The following is a 15,190-nucleotide window of genomic DNA, read 5'->3' as shown; positions in this document are numbered from 1 at the left end:
GCGGCTGTAGTACATTCCGAGCGTGTCGGGTATCGGAGACATCGAGGTAGTCGGGCGAAGCACGGCTGAGCAGGTCGCCGACGGGCTCGGCAACCTGATCCTGGACGGCTCGATGCGCCCGGGCGAACGCATCAGCGAGGCAGGCATCGCCCGCACCCTGAGCCTCTCGCGGAACACCGTGCGGGAGGCCCTTCGTCTGCTCCAGAGCTCCGGACTGGTGCGATACAGCTTCAACCGTGGGCTCGTGGTCTGGGATCCCACCGACGAGGACATCGTCGAGGTCTTCAAGGCGCGCCTGTACCTGGAACGGCTGGCCGCGACCAGTCTCAGGAAGAGCACCGACCTGACCGAGGTCGAGACGGCCCATACGCGGTTCGAGAAGGCGCTCGAGACCGGCGACGCACGCACCATCGTGGACACCGACCTGGCCCTCCACCAGGCGATCGTGGCCACGCTGGGCAGCTCGCGGCTCGACACGTTCTATGCCGGCTTGATGGTCGAGCTGCGCTACTTCCTGGTCCTGCTGAGTCTGGACCGGCGTGAGTACGAGAACACCGCGCCGGTGAGGCACGAGCACCGGGACCTGGTGGAGGCGTTCGCCTCGCGAAGCCCGAAGAAGGCTGCCGCGGCGGTGACGGCACTGCTGGAGGAGAACCGCGAGCTCGTTCGTGACGTCATCGCCCGCCGCGTCGCGGACAGTGCCGCAACAGACAACGGCTAGCGGTATGGCAATGGGCCCCGGCCACCCCGAGCGGTCACGCCAAGGCGTCCAGGTGCGCGGGCGCGCCTGAGGCGCACCCGCGCACCGGAACCCGGGTCATGAGACCAGGTTGAAGATGGTGTTCTTCGGTTCGGTCATGGCTTCGACAGCGAACTGCACGCCCTCGCGGCCGATGCCCGAGCTCTTGAACCCGCCGAACGGCATGGAGTCCACTCGCAGGTCGCTCGTGCCGTTGACGACGACTGCTCCCGCGACCAGCTGTGACGAGACATGGAATGCCGTGTCCACCGACTGGGTGAACACGCCTGCCTGGAGCGCGTAGTCGCTCTCGTTCGCCGCCGCGATCGCGCTGGCGATGTCCTCGAAGGGGATGATCGTCACCACGGGGCCGAAGATCTCGCCCGTGAGGACCTGGGCGCCTTCGGGGACGTCGGTGAGGACGGTCGGCTCGTAGAAGGCGCCTCGGCGCGACCCGCCGGCGTGGACCGTCGCTCCGTCCGCGACGGCCTTCCCGACCCACTCCTCGACGCGTTGTGCCTCGGCCTCACTGACGAGGGGGCCGATGTCCGTAGCGGCGTCGTGCTTGCTGCCGACCCGAAGTCGGCTGGTGCGCGCGACGGTCTCACTGAGGAACTCGTCATAGATCGAGGCGTCGACGTAGACGCGCTGGACCGACAGGCAGTTCTGACCGGCCACGCCGAACGCGCCATCAACCACCGCGTCGACGGCGTGGGCGCGCACCGCGTCCGCGCACACGATCGTCGGGTTGTTGCCGCCGAGCTCCATCAGCATCTTCCGGGGCCCGGCGGCCGCGGTGATCCTGGCGGCCGTCGCCGGGCCCCCGGTGAACGACACCAGGGCGATGCGTGGGTCGGTCACCAGGGACTGCCCGGCTTGGGCGCGTCCGCAGACGACGGCGATCCGCTTGGACGGCACACCGGCGCTGAGCAGGAGCTCGACGAAGGCCAGAGCCGTGAGCGGGGTGTGGTCGGAGGGTTTCAGGACCACGCCGTTGCCGGCGATCAGGGCGGGTCCGAGCTTGTGCGCGACGAGGTTGAGGGGGTCGTTGAAGGAGGTGAGCGCGGCGATCACGCCGACGGGCTCGCGGGTGAACCAGCCGACGCGGTTGCCCCCTCGCCTGCTCGCCGCGAACGGGATGGTCTCTCCCTTGAGGAAGGTCCCCGCCTCGGCGGACAGGCGCAGCGTCTCGACACAGCGGCCGACCTCGCGCTGCGCCTCGGCGATGGTCTTGACGCCCTCGGACGCGATGAGGTGCGCGAACCGGACCGTCTCCTCCTGCAGCAGCCGTGCTGCGTTGTGGAGGGACTCGCTGCGGGCCCACAACGGCCAGTCCTCGGTCGAGACGGAGTCAAGGACGCCCGACACCGCGGCCGCGACATCGGCTGGGGTCGAGTCGGCGACGTAGCCGATGACGCGGCCGTCCTCGGGATCGGTGACCGGCAACGTGAGGTCGTGGCACTGCCAGCTGCCGCCCACGAGCGCTCCCCCGGGCACCGACAGGTCGGGCAGAGGGTCGCTGACGAGCTCTTGGCTGCTGGCAATCTCGTGGGTGACCACCCACTGGTCTGATGCGTACATGACTGGACTCCTCGTCAGCTGAATCGGTCGACGACCTTGGCGTATCCGCCGATGACCGGAAGGAACCACGGTGGTCCGAAGTGGCCCGGCACGGGTCGGTACGGCAGCTGTTCCCAGAGGTTCCGGGACGGCCGGCCCACCATGGACAGGGCCATCTGCTTGCCCATGTACGTCGCCATCTGGACCCCGTGGCCGCTGTAGCCGAGCGAGTAGTGGATCCCGTTGCGCTGCCCGGCATGGACCATCTGGTCCATGGTCAGGTCGACGAGGCCGCCCCACGTGTAGTCGACGCGGGCCGAGGAGAGGTAGGGGAAGACCGTGCTCATTGCCTGCTTGAGGATCTCGGCGCTCTTGAGGTCCGAGTCGGGGCTCGAGAGCGCGAACCTGGCCCGACCGCCGAAGAGCAGCCGGTTGTCCGGGGTGATGCGGAAGTAGTAGGTCAGCATCTTGTTGTCGGAGGCCTGCCGGTGGCGGGGCAGGATCCTCTGCGCCGTCTCGAGCGGAAGGGGCTCCGTCACGATGATGAAGCTTCCGACCGGGATGGTGCGGCGCCGCAGCCAGGGCGTCAGCGATCCGGTGTAGCCGCTCGTGGCGATCAGGACCTGGTCGGCGTGGACCACGCCTCGGGTCGTGTGCACCGCGTGGCCGCCGCCCGGGCGGGCGGCGAGCTGCGTCACCTGGGCGTTCTCGCACAGAGCGACGCCGGCGCGGGCGGCGGCCCCGGCCAGGCCGTGCGCGAACTTGCCGACGTGCACTCCTGCCCCCTGCGGATCCACCATGCCGCCGGCGTAGAAGTCGCTGCCGATCTCGCTGTGGATGTCCTGCTTGTCGACGACAGTCACCGAGTAGTCGGCCAGCTCGGCGAGGGTCTGCTGGGTCTTGCGCATCTGGACGACCTGCTTGGCGTTCATGGCCAGGGTGAGCTTGCCGGAGCGCTGGAAGTCGCAGTCGATGTCGTGCTCTTTCACGAGCTCTTCGATGGTGTCGATGGCGCGGTTGTACTCCGCGAACATCTCGATCGCCTGCTGCCGACCGTAGCGCTTGATCGCCTTGCCGAGCCCGACAGCGAGACCGGTGGTGGCCATCCCGCCGTTGCGGCCGGAGGCGCCCCATCCGACCGTGTGCTGGTCGAGGACCACGACACTCGCGCCGTGCCGGGCCGCTTCCAGCGCGGCGGACAGGCCGGTGAAGCCGGCGCCGACGATGGCGATGTCTGCGCGCTCGGGCACGGGGTTCCGTCGATAGTCACCGGACGGCGTCGCGGTGTCGAGCCAGTAGGGAGTGAGCTTCACCTTGTTCTCCTTGGTTCGCAGCAGCTGGTCAGAGCCCGAGGAGCGAGTTGAGCTCGTCGAGGGAATTCACGGTGGTGTAGTTGTAGGCCGGGCTCTGGGGGTCGCGCCCCCGGTCGAGGAAGACCTTGTTCGTGAAGCCGAGGTCGTCCGCCGGCATCAGGTCGTAGCGCGTGTGAGAGGAGACGTGCAGGACCTCGTCCGGCGTGGCGCCGAGCTGGTCGAGCATGTACTCGAACGCCTCGTAGCGCGGCTTGTAGAAGCCGGCCTGCTCCGCGGTGTACACGGCGTGGAAGTCCGCTCCCAGCTTGGGGACCAAGGCGTCCAGGTAGCTGGTGTCGGCGTTCGAGAGGATCACGAGGGGGAAGGTGTCGCCGAGCTTCTTCAGCGGCGCGGGCACGTCGGCGTGCGGACCCCAGGTGAGCACCGCGGCGGCCAGCTGCTTGCCGGCATCCTCGTTGACGTCGAGACCCCACTTGGCGCACGTGCGAGCGTAGGCGTCGTGGAGCACCTGCTCGTACGCGTAGAACTCACCGCACACCTGGTCGTACCGGTACTTGCTGAACTGCCGGAGGAAGACCTGGATCTGGGGCTCGGTCAGTCGTTCGCCGAGCATGCGCCGGGTCGTGCTGGCGATCTCGAAGTCGATCAGCGTTCCGAGGCAGTCGAACGAGACGTACTTCGGACGGTCGAGCGTGGTGGGCATCTTCAGTCCTGTCGGGTGAGTGCTGAGCGGGTGGCATGTGTCCGAGGACGCTTGATGGATCGTAACCCAGCAGTTGCCGATTGTCGACCGTCGCCAATCCGCTGTTGACAAGTTACTATTGAGTGAATGAAGATACGAACGGCTGACGTCTGCGACCCACGACGGCGTCCGCCCTGAAACGAGGGGAGCAGATCGTGGCCGTATCCGGATTGAGCAGTCTGAAGCTGCTGGAGCGGAAGTCGACGTCCGACCGCATCAGCGACGAGCTGCGACAGATGATCATCGAGGGCGCGCTCAGGCCCGGCGAACAGCTCGCCGAAGCACGGATCGCCGAACAGCTCGGAGTGTCCCGCGCCCCCGTGCGAGAGGCACTTCAGCAGCTCGTGCAGCAGAAGCTGCTCGTTGCAGCCCGCAACAAGGGCGTCACCGTGGTCAGCTTCACGGCGTCCGACATCTGGGAGATCTACGACGCCCGGTGCGCCATCGAGAGCCATGCGGCGGTCCGCATCGTGGAGGGTGGGCCGGGAGCACGAGCCCGCGCCGTGGATGGGCTGCGGACCGTGCTGGACAAGCTTCGTGTAGCCGTAAAACGGGGCGACAGCCGTCAGATCTCTGCCGCAGATCTCGACTTCCACATGACCTTGGTCGCGGCAGCGGGCAACTCGCGCCTCGTCGACGCGTACTCGATCCTCTCCGCGCAGACCCTGACGTGCATCAACAGGCTCGAGCTCGCCCTGCCTTCGGGTGACGAGGTGATCGACGATCACGAGCTGCTCGCCGACGCGATAGCCAGTGGTGACAAAGATGCAACCGTCAAGGCCGTCCACGACCATCTGACGGTGGCTGCAGGCCACCTCACCGCCCCGCCGGCCAGGGCCACCGGGAACGGTCGCCGCCCCGACTGATCTCGCCCAGATGCTGCTGCAGTGAGCGCGACGCCACTGCCACCACCCACGGACGCCCGCCCACCCGAGACTGACCAGCAACCGCTGGTCACGGGGATGGTGCGGGCGTCATGCTTTTCCCGGGCGGCGGTCGATGACCGGCGGGGCGAGGGAGAAATCTTCAAACTTTCTGGTGGCAGATTGTCGACAATCGGCTGCAGACGTGCTTCCATTGACCGACACGTCCAACAGCTTGAAGGGAACGATCATGAGAGTCGCAACGAAACTCGCCGCAGTCGCCTCGGGGGCGGCGCTGGTCATGACGATCAGCGCGTGTGGATCGGTCGGCGGCGCAGACGCCAGCGGCGGCGCCAGCGCCGGGGCCGACGGCGCGCCTGCCGGCTCGCTGCCTCACGTGCAGCCGGACCCCGAGGCAGTCAAGCTGCTGCCGGCGGACCTGCAGAAGGGTGGGAGCATCACGATGGCCGCGGACCTGCACTACCCGCCCACCTCGTTCCTGGCTGAGGACAACAAGACGCCGATCGGCTACAACGTCGACATCGCCCACCTGCTCGGTGAGAAGCTCGGGCTTGAGGTTGAGGTCAAGAATGTGACATGGGACGGCGTGATCCCGGGGATCGCTTCTCGCCGCTACGACTTCACCGCGACGAACATGAGCCCGACCCCGGAGCGGCTCAAGGTGCTCAACATGATCACGTACTGGGCGGCTGGGTCGTCCCTCGTCGTGGCGAAGGGCAACCCACTGAAGCTGAGCCTGGCCGACCAGTCCCTGTGTGGCAAGAAGATCGCAGTGATGACCGGCAGCACGCAGCAGGAGACCTACGTGCCCGAGATCTCGAAGACGTGTCAGACCAACGGCGCTGAAGCGGTTGACGCCGTGGTCCTGCCGAACGTCCAGGGCGCGCTGACCCAGCTCGCCTCGAAGCGGATCGACGGCGTCTTCTCCGACACCTCGCAGATGGGCTGGGCCGCGAAGCAGCAGCCGCAGGCGTTCGAGCTGGTCTCGCCGCAGTACAAGAAGAAGGAAGGCGACGACATCGTGGCGCTCGGGGTGGCGAAGGACTCCCCGCTCGCGCCGGCGCTGCACGCGGCGATGCAGTCACTGATGGCCGGCCCGGCGTACAAGGCCACGCTGGAGAAGTGGGGCCTGGGCACCGGCGCGATCCCGACCTCTGAGCTGCTGAAGTAACGCCATGGCCTCGACCATCAATCTTGCGCCGAAGGCGCCGAGCCAGGAGGTGGGTCGCGTGGAGGCTACCGAGAAACGGCGGGTGCACCGCCGCGGGGTGCTGGAGTACGCCGGCTGGGCGCTCTGCGTGCTGGTCGGGGGCGGCGTGGCGTACACGCTGGTGAGCAACGAGAACTACCAGTGGGACGTCGTGGGCCGGTACTTCACCGCCGCCACGGTGCTCAAGGGGCTGGTGCTGACGCTGGTGCTGACCGCGTTGACGATGGTCTTCGGCACCATCCTGGGGCTGGTGATCGCGATCCTGCGGGTCTCGAAGGTGCGCCCGGTGAGGCTGCTGGCCTCCGGGTACATCACCTTCTTCCGGGGTACGCCGGTGCTGGTGCAGCTGATCTTCTGGTTCAACATCGCGGCGCTGTACCCGAACATCAGCATCGGGATCCCGTTCACCGACATCTCCCAGGCGGTCGATGTCAACGCGTTGATGAGCGCGACGACGGCGGCCATCGTCGGGTTGTCGCTGAACGTGGCCGCGTACCTGGCCGAGATCATCCGGGGCGGGTTCGCCTCGGTGGACAAGGGCCAGCTCGAGGCCGCGGACTCGCTCGGGATGAGCGGGCGGACGAAGCTGTGGCGGATCATCATCCCGCAGTCGATGCCGAGCGTGGTCCCGGCGGTGGGCAACCAGGTGATCGGGATGTTCAAGGAGACCTCGCTGGTGAGCGTGCTCGGGGTGGCCGAGCTGCTGCAGAGCGTGCAGCTGATCTACGCGCGGACCTACCAGACGATCCCGCTGCTGATCGTGGCCTGCCTGTGGTACCTGGTCATGACCCTGGCGCTGAGCTACCCGCAGTCGCTGATCGAGAAGAAGTACTCCCGCTCGAAGTCCCGCGTGGCCACCGGCGCCGGGCAGCCCCCGCTGCCGCTGGACGCGGCCCTGACCAGTGAGGCGAGGTGACCGACATGACCGACATGACCAACGTGACCACCAACCCGACCACCAGCGTGACAACCAACCCCACCAACCCGGCCAAGGGCGGGGTGGATGGCGTGGGCACGGTGTACGCGCGTGCCCTGCGCAAGAGCTTCGGGGACCGGGTGGTGCTGGACCGGATCGACCTGGACGTGCGCTGCGGGGAGATCGTCTGCCTGATCGGGCCCAGCGGGTCGGGCAAGTCGACCCTGCTGCGCTGTGTCGACGGGCTCGAGGAGATCGACCGCGGGATCCTGCGGGTCAACGGCGAGGACCTCGGCTTCCGCGAGGAGCAGAGCAGCTACCAGGCGCTGACCCGCCAGCAGATCGCCGCGCAACGGACCCGGATCGGGATGGTGTTCCAGTCGTTCAACCTGTTCCCGAACATGACCGCCCGCGAGAACGTCATGTCCGGCCCGGTCCTGGTCAAGGGCACCGCGAAACGCCAGGCCCGCGAACGGGCCGAGTCGCTGCTGGCCAGCGTCGGGCTCGACGGGCACGGCGAGCACTACCCGTGGCAGATGTCCGGCGGGCAGCAGCAACGCGTCGCGATCGCCCGCGCCCTGGCGATGGACCCGCAGGTCATGCTCTTCGACGAACCGACGTCCGCCCTGGACCCCGAACGCGTCGGGGAGGTCCTGGCCGTCATGAAGGACCTGGCCCAACGCGGCATGACGATGATGGTCGCCACCCACGAGATGGGCTTCGCCAAGGAGGTCGCCGACACCGTCATGTTCATGGACGGCGGCCTCGTCGTCGAACAAGGCCCACCCCAGGACCTGCTGTGCAACCCCCGAGAGGCGCGCACCCAGAAGTTCCTCGAAAAGGTGCTGTGAATGTCGGATGGTCAGCTTGCTGTCGTCGGCGTCGGCAGCGTCGGCAGCATGGCGCTGTGGCAGGCCTCGAAGCTCGGCCTCGCACCGGTGGGCTTCGAGGCCGTGTCGCCGGCGCATCCACGGAGTGCGGTGGGGGGCGACAGCCGCCTGTTCCGGATGACCTACCGGGGAGAGCACAACTTCTACCCGGTGCTCCAGCTGGCCGAACGCCTGTGGCGCGGGCTCGAGGAGGAGTCCGGACAGGAGATCCTGAACCAGTGCGGAGGCCTGTCGATCGGCGAGACGGAAGGTCCCTACCTCCCAGCGCTGCTGGACTCGATCAGGCGCACCGGGGCGCCCCACGAGATCCTCGACCGCGACGAGATGGCGCGCCGTTATCCGCAGCACCAGCTGTCGCCCGGTGAGAGCGGCATCCTGGACCCCCGTGCGGGGTTCCTCCGCACGGATCGGGCCGTCCTGTCCGCGGTCGACGTCGCTCGCGAGAACGGCGCGGTGGTGGTGAGGGACGCGCAGGTGCGCGAGGTCACCGAGCTGTCCGACGGAGTGCGGGTCACGACCGACACCGACAGCTGGACGTTCGACCGGGTGATCGTGGCGTCGGGCAGCGGGTCAGGCGCGGTACTGCCTCCCTTCCTGCAGCGACACGTGCAACCGAAGCGGATCTTCCTGACCTGGTTCGCTGCCCGCGACGCCAAGCAGTTCGCGCCCGAGGCGTTCCCCATCTTCATCCGAGTCTCCGGTGACCGCTCCCTGTACGGCGCTCCGACGGTCGACGGGGTGAGCGTCAAGGCGACCCTGGACGGGCGTGGGAAGCCGACGGCGGACCCTGCCACGATGCCCAGAGACCTGAGCCACGCCGAGATCGACGAATCGGTCGAGACGGTGCAGGAGTTCCTGCCGGGGCTGGTCCCCGAGATCGTCAGGTCGGATGCCTACCCGGACCTCTACACCTCCGACGAGACCGGCCTGCTCGGACCGCTCCCGGGAAGCGACCGCATCTACTGTGCGACAGGGTTCTCCGGGGCGGGCTTCAAGATGGCGTCCGCCCTGGGGGCCATCGCCGCCTCCGAGGCGTCGGGGCAAGGACCGTCCATGGACGGACTGGACTTCCTCCGTCCGGCTCGTTTCGCCTCTCGAGGCTGACCGCCGGCCGCGGCCCTGCCTGTTGTCAGGTGGGGCCGCGGCGTCTCACGCGTGGTGCTCGACCCGGCTGCGGACACGCTCCACGCCGCCGCGCCTCCTCGCCACCCGGTCCGGCATACCTCGACGGTGATCACGCAGTGGTCATAGCCTTGGTCGCGGAGGCGGTCATGGCCCTTGCCGACATACACACCACACCCGCATCGCCACCGCGCGTCGAGTGGGAGGTCGAGCAGTCCCGGCTCAGGTGCATGGTCGGCTGGCCGGCCGGCAGGCCGCCACTGGCGCAGGTGTTGCCTCTCTTCGAGCACCTCGGACTTGTCCTGACCGATCATCGGCCCGAGGAGTCGGCGGACAGCTTCGTGTTCTTCCGGGTCGAGGACCCCGCCCTCGACGAGGTGCTGCCGTGGCTCGCCGAGGCGTTCACGGCCGCCTGGGAGCGCACGGTGGACCGGGACGACTTCGCGTCCCTGGTGCTTCAGGCCCATCTGGACGCGAGGCAGGTGCAGCTCGTGCGTGCGGCCTGTCAGTACCTCCGCCAGGCCGGGCTCGGCGCGAGCCGGTCGTACGTGCGCGGGATCCTGTCGGGCCACCGCGAGTTCGTCCAGCACTGGGTCGAGGTGTTCGAGCAACGGTTCGACCCGGACGGCCCCTCGTCGGCTGAGAGCAGGCTCGCGAAGTACGCCGACGCCGCCACGACCCGGGACGAGTTCCGGGTGCTCGACTGGTACGCGGGCCTGCTGGAGGCGATCACCCGCACCAACTACTTCCGTCGTGGCAGTGATGGCAGGCCGCCGCTCACGACCGTGTTCAAGCTCGACCCGGCCAGGCTGCCGTTCGCGACCGATCCCGCCGTGAAGGTGGAGACGTTCGTGCACCACCCCGACGTCGAGGGCCTGCACGTGCGGTACGGGCCCGTGGCCCGCGGCGGGCTGCGGTGGTCCGACCGCGTCGAGGACTACCGGGACGAGGTGCTCGCGCTCGCCAAGGCACAGCAGGTGAAGAACTCACTTATCGTCCCGGCCGGTGCCAAGGGCGCATTCGTCGTCAAGGCGTTCCTGGCCGGGCTTGCCCCCGCTGACGCGGCCCGTGAGGTACGCCGCTGCTACCGGGTCTTTGTACGCGGCCTGCTGGACGTGACCGACAACGTCACCGAGCACGGGGTGACCCATCCGGCCGGGGCGGTGCTCGCCGATGGTCCCGACCCCTACCTGGTGGTGGCTGCGGACAAGGGCACCGCGGCCTTCTCCGACCTGGCGAACGAGGAGTCCGTCGACGCCGGGTACTGGCTCGACGACGCGTTCGCCTCTGGTGGGTCGGCCGGCTTCAACCACAAGCAGCTGGGCGTGACCGCACGCGGCGCCTGGGTTGCGGTACGCCGACACTTCACCGAGCTCGGGATCGATCCCGAGCGTGACGCGTTCACGGCCGTGGGCATCGGTGACATGTCCGGAGACGTCTTCGGCAACGGCATGCTTCTCTCGGACCGTCTCCGCCTGGTCGCCGCTTTCGACCATCGGCACGTCTTCCTCGATCCCGAGCCCGACCCGAAGACCTCGTTCGCCGAACGCGCGAGGCTGGCGGCCATGCCGGCTTCGTCGTGGGAGCACTACGACGCTGCCCTGATCTCGCCGGGTGGAGGCATCCATCCGCGGTCGGGCAGGTCCGTCGCGGTGTCTCAGCAGGTCAGAGCCGCGCTCGACGTCGACGCCGAGGTGCTGTCGCCGGACGCGCTGGTGCAGGCGATCCTCAGGGCGCCGGTGGACCTGCTGTGGAACGGCGGCATCGGCACCTATGTGCGGGCATCGCACGAGACCGATGCCGACGTGTCGGACCGGGGCAACGACCGGGTGCGGGTCACCGCCGACCAGCTCCGCTGCCGGGTCGTCGGCGAGGGCGGCAACCTGGGGCTGACACAGGCGGCGCGTATCGAGTACTCGCTGGCCGGCGGACGCCTCAACGCCGACTTCATCGACAACGTCGCGGGCGTCAACACCTCCGACCGCGAGGTCAACCTCAAGATCCTGCTGCGCTCGGTGGAGAAGGCGGGACTCATCGACCGCACGAAGCGGAATCGAATTCTCCAGGCCTGCGCCGCCGAGGTCGTGCGCGACGTCCTGGCCGACAGCGAGCGGCAGGTGCTCGCCATCAGCGTCGTCGAAGGATACGGCCCGGCCCTGCTGGACCGGCACGACCAGGTGATGCACAACCTCGCCGAGCACGGTCTCGACCGCGCCCGCGAGCATCTGCCCGACGTCCAGGAGATCGAGCGGCGACGGGCGACCGGTCGCGGGCTCACCCGGCCGGAGATCGCAGTGATCCTGGCGCACGCCAAGAACCTGGTGCACGAGTTGCTGCTGGACGGTGACATCCCCGAAGACCCCGGCGTGGTGGACACATTGGGCGGCTACTTCCCGCAGCCTGTGCGTTCGGAGTACGCCGAGCAGATCGCGTCGCACGAGCTGGGGCGCGAGATCATCGCGACGCGGCTGGCGAACGAGCTGATCGACCGGGTCGGCCCGGGTTTCATCTACCGCGTCGAGGACCGCACCGGCGCGACCACGGACCAGGCGATCCGAGCGATCATGATCGTCAAGGACCTCCTGGGGCTGGACGACCTGTGGGACGGCCTGGCTCCATACCCGGTCGCCCCCACGATCCCGGTCAGGCATGCGCTCGAGCGGGCCCTGGAGTACAACGCATCCTGGCTGGTCCGCCGCAACAGCAGTCTGGCAGCGATCGACAGCGAGGCGGCGGTGTTCCGTGACCCGGTGACCCGCCTCCGCGAGAGGATGGCCACCTCACCGCCGCCCCTGGACGAGGTGGCGCCCTGGGGCCGGCCCTTCGCGACGCTCGCCCAGCTCGGTGTCCCCGACGACCTGCTGACCGGGTGTCACGCCGTGTCCCGGATGCCGGAGGCGTTGTGCCTGGCCTCTGCCGCCCTCGACAGCGGCTTCGACGTCGTCGACCTCGAGGCGACCTACGCCGGGATCGGGGAGACGCTCGGACTGTCCTGGCTCTACGCCACCATCTCGATCAGCTCGGCGGACCCGCACTGGGTCCAGCTGGCGAAGGCTGCGCTCAGTGACGAGCTGGCGGCGCTCACCGTGGCGATCGCGACGGAGGTGCTCGCAGCGGGCGGGCTGGCCACCTGGACGCGCGAGCACCGGGATGCCTTGGCGCGCACCCACTCTGCCTATGCCGGGCTGGCCGGCAGCGAGGACGTCGACGTCGCGATGCTCACGGTCGGGGTGCAGGTGCTCCGGGACCTGCACCACGCCGTGAGCGCCCGCGGGTGATCACGATGCAGCACGTCGCAGGTGGGCGCGGGTCCACGTCCAGTCACTCACCGGGGAGAGCAGAATGCCGGGTCAGCCCTCACGCTGCCAGACGATCCCGAAGTCGTCGGTCAGGGTGTCGGTCGAGCTGTCATGGACGAAGCTCACAGTGAGGCGTGACCGGAAGACGTTTCCTCCCGGCAGGCAGGTGAGGGTCCCGTTCATGACCAGGACGTCACCGTCCACGATGCCAGGCCCGGTGATCATGGCGGGGTTGCCGTTGCAGGCGCTCGTGGCGGCGTCGTCGACGTAGATCATCGAGTAGACGTGGCCTCCCGACCCCATGATGTCGAGGGTCTGGTTGCTGCCATCGGTGTCGATCGAGGTCCAGGTGCCGGCCAGTGGCCCACTGGCCGCCGAGGCGGGCGCTGCGACCGCGACGCCGGCGAGCATGAGGACGGCGCTGAGCGCGGTCGCGAGTCGAGTGTGTGCCATGAGGATCTTCCCGCCTTCTTCCGTGTTCTCTCTGCCCCCGGGTTCTCCTTCCCTGTCGATCCCAGTGTCCACCTCGCTGTTCGGTCGCGTGGGTGCTTCGGCGGAACGCGGGCAAGGGCCCGGCTGCCCACCGTGAAGGGGCCCGGCGGCATACCGGGAGGCGCCTCGGGATGCGCCGCTACCGAATCAGGGGGCTTTGGGATCAAAGGGATTGGGCGCGAGGCGCCTCGGATGGACGTGGGGGGACTCCTGGGCGCGCAGCGCGCGCGGCGAGCGGCCGGTCACTGCGCGGCAGGTCTTGTTGAACGCCTGCAGGTCGGGGATCCCGACGGCCGCTGCGATCGCGGCGACCGACATCGTGCTGCTGGTGAGGAGATGGTGGGCGCGCTCCACCCGCCGGTGCCGCAGGTACCCGACAACCGTCCGGCCGGTCTGCATCCCGAAGACCCGGGTCAGGTGGTGCGGCGAGATCCCGACCGCCTCGGCGACCTGCGGCACGGTGACGTGCTCGCCGAGCCGCGACTCGAGGTAGGCCATCGCTGCGCGGACGTACTCGGTTGCGGGGTCCTCTCCCACCTGCTGGCGGTACCGGTCCGCCAGCCGCAGCAGCACCATCCACACGTCGGCCCGAGCGCGTTCGGGGTGCACCGCGGCGGTGGCGACCGCGGACTCCATGAGGTCGGTGACGGCTGGGAGGTCGGTTCCTGGCGACATGAGCACGGCCAGCCGTGACGGTGCGGGCGGGAGGTCGCGGTTGTGCTGGACCCCACCAGGGTCCATGGCCAGGTGGGCGTAGAGGTGGGTGGACGGTCCGCGGTAGCGGTACCGGATGGACGATGCCGGCGGAACCAGGGTGACGCACCCGGGCGTGACGGGGTAGCTCGTCCCGTCGACCTCGAGCTGCGCGACGTAGTCGTAGAGGTGCAGGGACCACAGCTCGGGGAGCTGGAACACGTCGGTCAGCGTGGATCGGCCGTGCGTCGCCCGACCGAACCCCACGACGAGCGGTGGACGGCTGAGGTCGACGAGAAGTTCGCCCTGCATCATGCGGGATTTCTACCACTAGTTGCCGGACGCCGACCACGACAACCGCGACTCGTCGCCCCTAGCGTTGGCTTCCATGGCCGCCGGGTCCTCGGCGGCCTGACCCACGCGCAAGGAGTGACCCAAGCGATGACCGAGCTAGTCGACCGAAAGCACCTGATGACGTCGGTGGAGATGGCGCACTTCGTCTCCCACGGCAGTTTCACACTGGAGGCGGTGGTGCCTGACGACCTGAACCGGCGGGCGCAGGAGGTGCTCGACCGCGGTGTCCAGGGGCGCCCCTATGGAACGCCGGTGGACGCGGTCTTCCCGGCAGGCAGCTTCGTGCGGCAGCTGCTCGACCTGCCCGCGGTCGCCGGTGCGGTGCAGAGCCTGGTTGGCCCCAACCCGGTAATCGACCACCACGCCGTACACATCCGGCCGCCCCGCGGTGGTGAGGCGCAGAACCTGCACGGCGACGCCATCCTCGACACCCGAACCGACGCCTTCGACGTGCAGCTCATGTACTACCCGCGGGAGGTGAGCCTGGAGCAGGGTGGCACGCTCAGCGTCCCCGGTACCCACCTGCGTCGTATCAACCAGACCGGCATCGGGCGCTACCAGAACCTCGCCGGCCAGACCCGGCTCACCTGCCCGGCCGGCACCGTGGTCCTGCTCCACCACGGGATCTGGCACGGCGGCCGCCGCAACGACTCCGACCGGCCCCGGTACATGTTCAAGATCCGGTTCAACCCGACGGTGCGTCAGCTGCGGCTGTGGAACACCGATGACATCGACTCCCCGGAGGTGTTGCGGAAGCTCACCACGACCTTCGGGTGGACCGATGCCAACGAGGGCAGGCTCGAGCTGGTCAACCGGGCCAAGCTGTGGCGGGTGTTGACCGGCGACCAGAACTTCGACATCGACTACTACCTGACCCGCGAGACGCTACGACCGCAGCTCGTCGCTCCGGGTGCCACGGACGTCAGGCTCGGCGCGAGCCGGGCGGCGGCCGGGTGGGGCAGCTGATGTCGACGCC

At 68.7% G+C, this 15,190-nt stretch carries 13 protein-coding genes; 8 read left to right on the top strand and 5 right to left on the bottom strand.

The genetic code is table 11. The features are described from left to right. Positions 1-22: 22 nt before the first annotated feature. The gene (locus ACFQU3_RS24310) at positions 23-721 is read left to right on the top strand and encodes a GntR family transcriptional regulator (RefSeq protein WP_385914733.1); all 699 of its coding nucleotides are present in this window, start codon (positions 23-25) and stop codon (positions 719-721) included. A gap of 96 nt (positions 722-817) precedes the next feature. On the opposite strand, the gene ACFQU3_RS24305 is transcribed toward ACFQU3_RS24310, so the two are convergent. The 3 genes from ACFQU3_RS24305 to ACFQU3_RS24295 are packed head-to-tail and all read right to left on the bottom strand — an operon-like array spanning position 818 to position 4,315. After that, a complete protein-coding gene (locus ACFQU3_RS24305) occupies positions 818-2,320 on the bottom strand; it encodes an aldehyde dehydrogenase family protein (protein WP_385914730.1) in 1,503 nt (500 codons plus the stop codon). 14 nt (positions 2,321-2,334) lie between these two features. Further along, on the bottom strand, positions 2,335-3,612 hold the full coding sequence (locus ACFQU3_RS24300) for an NAD(P)/FAD-dependent oxidoreductase (protein ID WP_385914728.1): 1,278 nt from the start codon (positions 3,610-3,612) through the stop codon (positions 2,335-2,337). Positions 3,613-3,640: 28 nt separating this feature from the next. Further along, positions 3,641-4,315: a haloacid dehalogenase type II gene (locus ACFQU3_RS24295; RefSeq protein ID WP_385914725.1), complete on the bottom strand. Its 675-nt coding sequence runs from the start codon at positions 4,313-4,315 to the stop codon at positions 3,641-3,643. A gap of 209 nt (positions 4,316-4,524) precedes the next feature. Between ACFQU3_RS24295 and ACFQU3_RS24290 the strand changes: the two genes are divergently transcribed. The 6 genes from ACFQU3_RS24290 (at position 4,525) to ACFQU3_RS24265 (ending at position 12,654) form a co-directional block, all read left to right on the top strand. Next, complete coding sequence (locus ACFQU3_RS24290; protein ID WP_385914723.1) at positions 4,525-5,220, top strand: GntR family transcriptional regulator; 696 nt, start codon at positions 4,525-4,527, stop codon at positions 5,218-5,220. 247 nt (positions 5,221-5,467) lie between these two features. Beyond that, the gene (locus ACFQU3_RS24285; protein WP_385914720.1) at positions 5,468-6,409 is read left to right on the top strand and encodes an ABC transporter substrate-binding protein; all 942 of its coding nucleotides are present in this window, start codon (positions 5,468-5,470) and stop codon (positions 6,407-6,409) included. A gap of 4 nt (positions 6,410-6,413) precedes the next feature. Then, complete coding sequence (locus ACFQU3_RS24280; protein WP_385914717.1) at positions 6,414-7,364, top strand: amino acid ABC transporter permease; 951 nt, start codon at positions 6,414-6,416, stop codon at positions 7,362-7,364. 5 nt (positions 7,365-7,369) lie between these two features. After that, positions 7,370-8,215: an amino acid ABC transporter ATP-binding protein gene (locus tag ACFQU3_RS24275; RefSeq protein ID WP_385914714.1), complete on the top strand. Its 846-nt coding sequence runs from the start codon at positions 7,370-7,372 to the stop codon at positions 8,213-8,215. Continuing rightward, entirely contained in the window at positions 8,216-9,358 is a 1,143-nt protein-coding gene (locus tag ACFQU3_RS24270) for an FAD-dependent oxidoreductase (RefSeq protein ID WP_385914711.1), read from the top strand. A 167-nt stretch (positions 9,359-9,525) separates the two neighbouring features. Beyond that, positions 9,526-12,654 (top strand): NAD-glutamate dehydrogenase domain-containing protein, encoded by a 3,129-nt coding sequence (locus ACFQU3_RS24265; RefSeq protein ID WP_385914708.1) that lies wholly within the window; start codon positions 9,526-9,528, stop codon positions 12,652-12,654. A 72-nt stretch (positions 12,655-12,726) separates the two neighbouring features. On the opposite strand, the gene ACFQU3_RS24260 is transcribed toward ACFQU3_RS24265, so the two are convergent. Together ACFQU3_RS24260 and ACFQU3_RS24255 are read right to left on the bottom strand one after the other, a co-directional pair. Next, positions 12,727-13,128, bottom strand: coding sequence for a hypothetical protein (locus ACFQU3_RS24260; RefSeq protein ID WP_385914705.1), 402 nt, complete (start codon positions 13,126-13,128; stop codon positions 12,727-12,729). Positions 13,129-13,314: 186 nt separating this feature from the next. Continuing rightward, positions 13,315-14,175, bottom strand: coding sequence for a helix-turn-helix domain-containing protein (locus tag ACFQU3_RS24255; RefSeq protein ID WP_385914702.1), 861 nt, complete (start codon positions 14,173-14,175; stop codon positions 13,315-13,317). Positions 14,176-14,301: 126 nt separating this feature from the next. Here ACFQU3_RS24255 and ACFQU3_RS24250 point away from each other — a divergent pair, with 126 nt between their 5' ends. Then, positions 14,302-15,180: a phytanoyl-CoA dioxygenase family protein gene (locus ACFQU3_RS24250; RefSeq protein ID WP_385914699.1), complete on the top strand. Its 879-nt coding sequence runs from the start codon at positions 14,302-14,304 to the stop codon at positions 15,178-15,180. Positions 15,181-15,190 lie beyond the last annotated feature (10 nt).

It is taken from the genome of Terrabacter sp. GCM10028922 (genome assembly GCF_042666095.1).
Classification (GTDB): domain Bacteria; phylum Actinomycetota; class Actinomycetes; order Actinomycetales; family Dermatophilaceae; genus Terrabacter.
This window is presented reverse-complemented; position numbering and strand designations above follow the sequence as displayed.

Excerpts from the sequence above, each read along its gene's own strand:
- ACFQU3_RS24305 (WP_385914730.1), bottom strand. The coding sequence starts at position 2,320 with ATGTACGCATCAGACCAGTGGGTGGTCACCCACGAGATTGCCAGCAGC.
- ACFQU3_RS24295 (WP_385914725.1), bottom strand. The coding sequence starts at position 4,315 with ATGCCCACCACGCTCGACCGTCCGAAGTACGTCTCGTTCGACTGCCTC.
- ACFQU3_RS24285 (WP_385914720.1), top strand. The coding sequence starts at position 5,468 with ATGAGAGTCGCAACGAAACTCGCCGCAGTCGCCTCGGGGGCGGCGCTG.
- ACFQU3_RS24280 (WP_385914717.1), top strand. The coding sequence starts at position 6,414 with ATGGCCTCGACCATCAATCTTGCGCCGAAGGCGCCGAGCCAGGAGGTG.
- ACFQU3_RS24275 (WP_385914714.1), top strand. The coding sequence starts at position 7,370 with ATGACCGACATGACCAACGTGACCACCAACCCGACCACCAGCGTGACA.
- ACFQU3_RS24270 (WP_385914711.1), top strand. The coding sequence starts at position 8,216 with ATGTCGGATGGTCAGCTTGCTGTCGTCGGCGTCGGCAGCGTCGGCAGC.
- ACFQU3_RS24265 (WP_385914708.1), top strand. The coding sequence starts at position 9,526 with ATGGCCCTTGCCGACATACACACCACACCCGCATCGCCACCGCGCGTC.
- ACFQU3_RS24260 (WP_385914705.1), bottom strand. The coding sequence starts at position 13,128 with ATGGCACACACTCGACTCGCGACCGCGCTCAGCGCCGTCCTCATGCTC.
- ACFQU3_RS24255 (WP_385914702.1), bottom strand. The coding sequence starts at position 14,175 with ATGATGCAGGGCGAACTTCTCGTCGACCTCAGCCGTCCACCGCTCGTC.
- ACFQU3_RS24250 (WP_385914699.1), top strand. The coding sequence starts at position 14,302 with ATGACCGAGCTAGTCGACCGAAAGCACCTGATGACGTCGGTGGAGATG.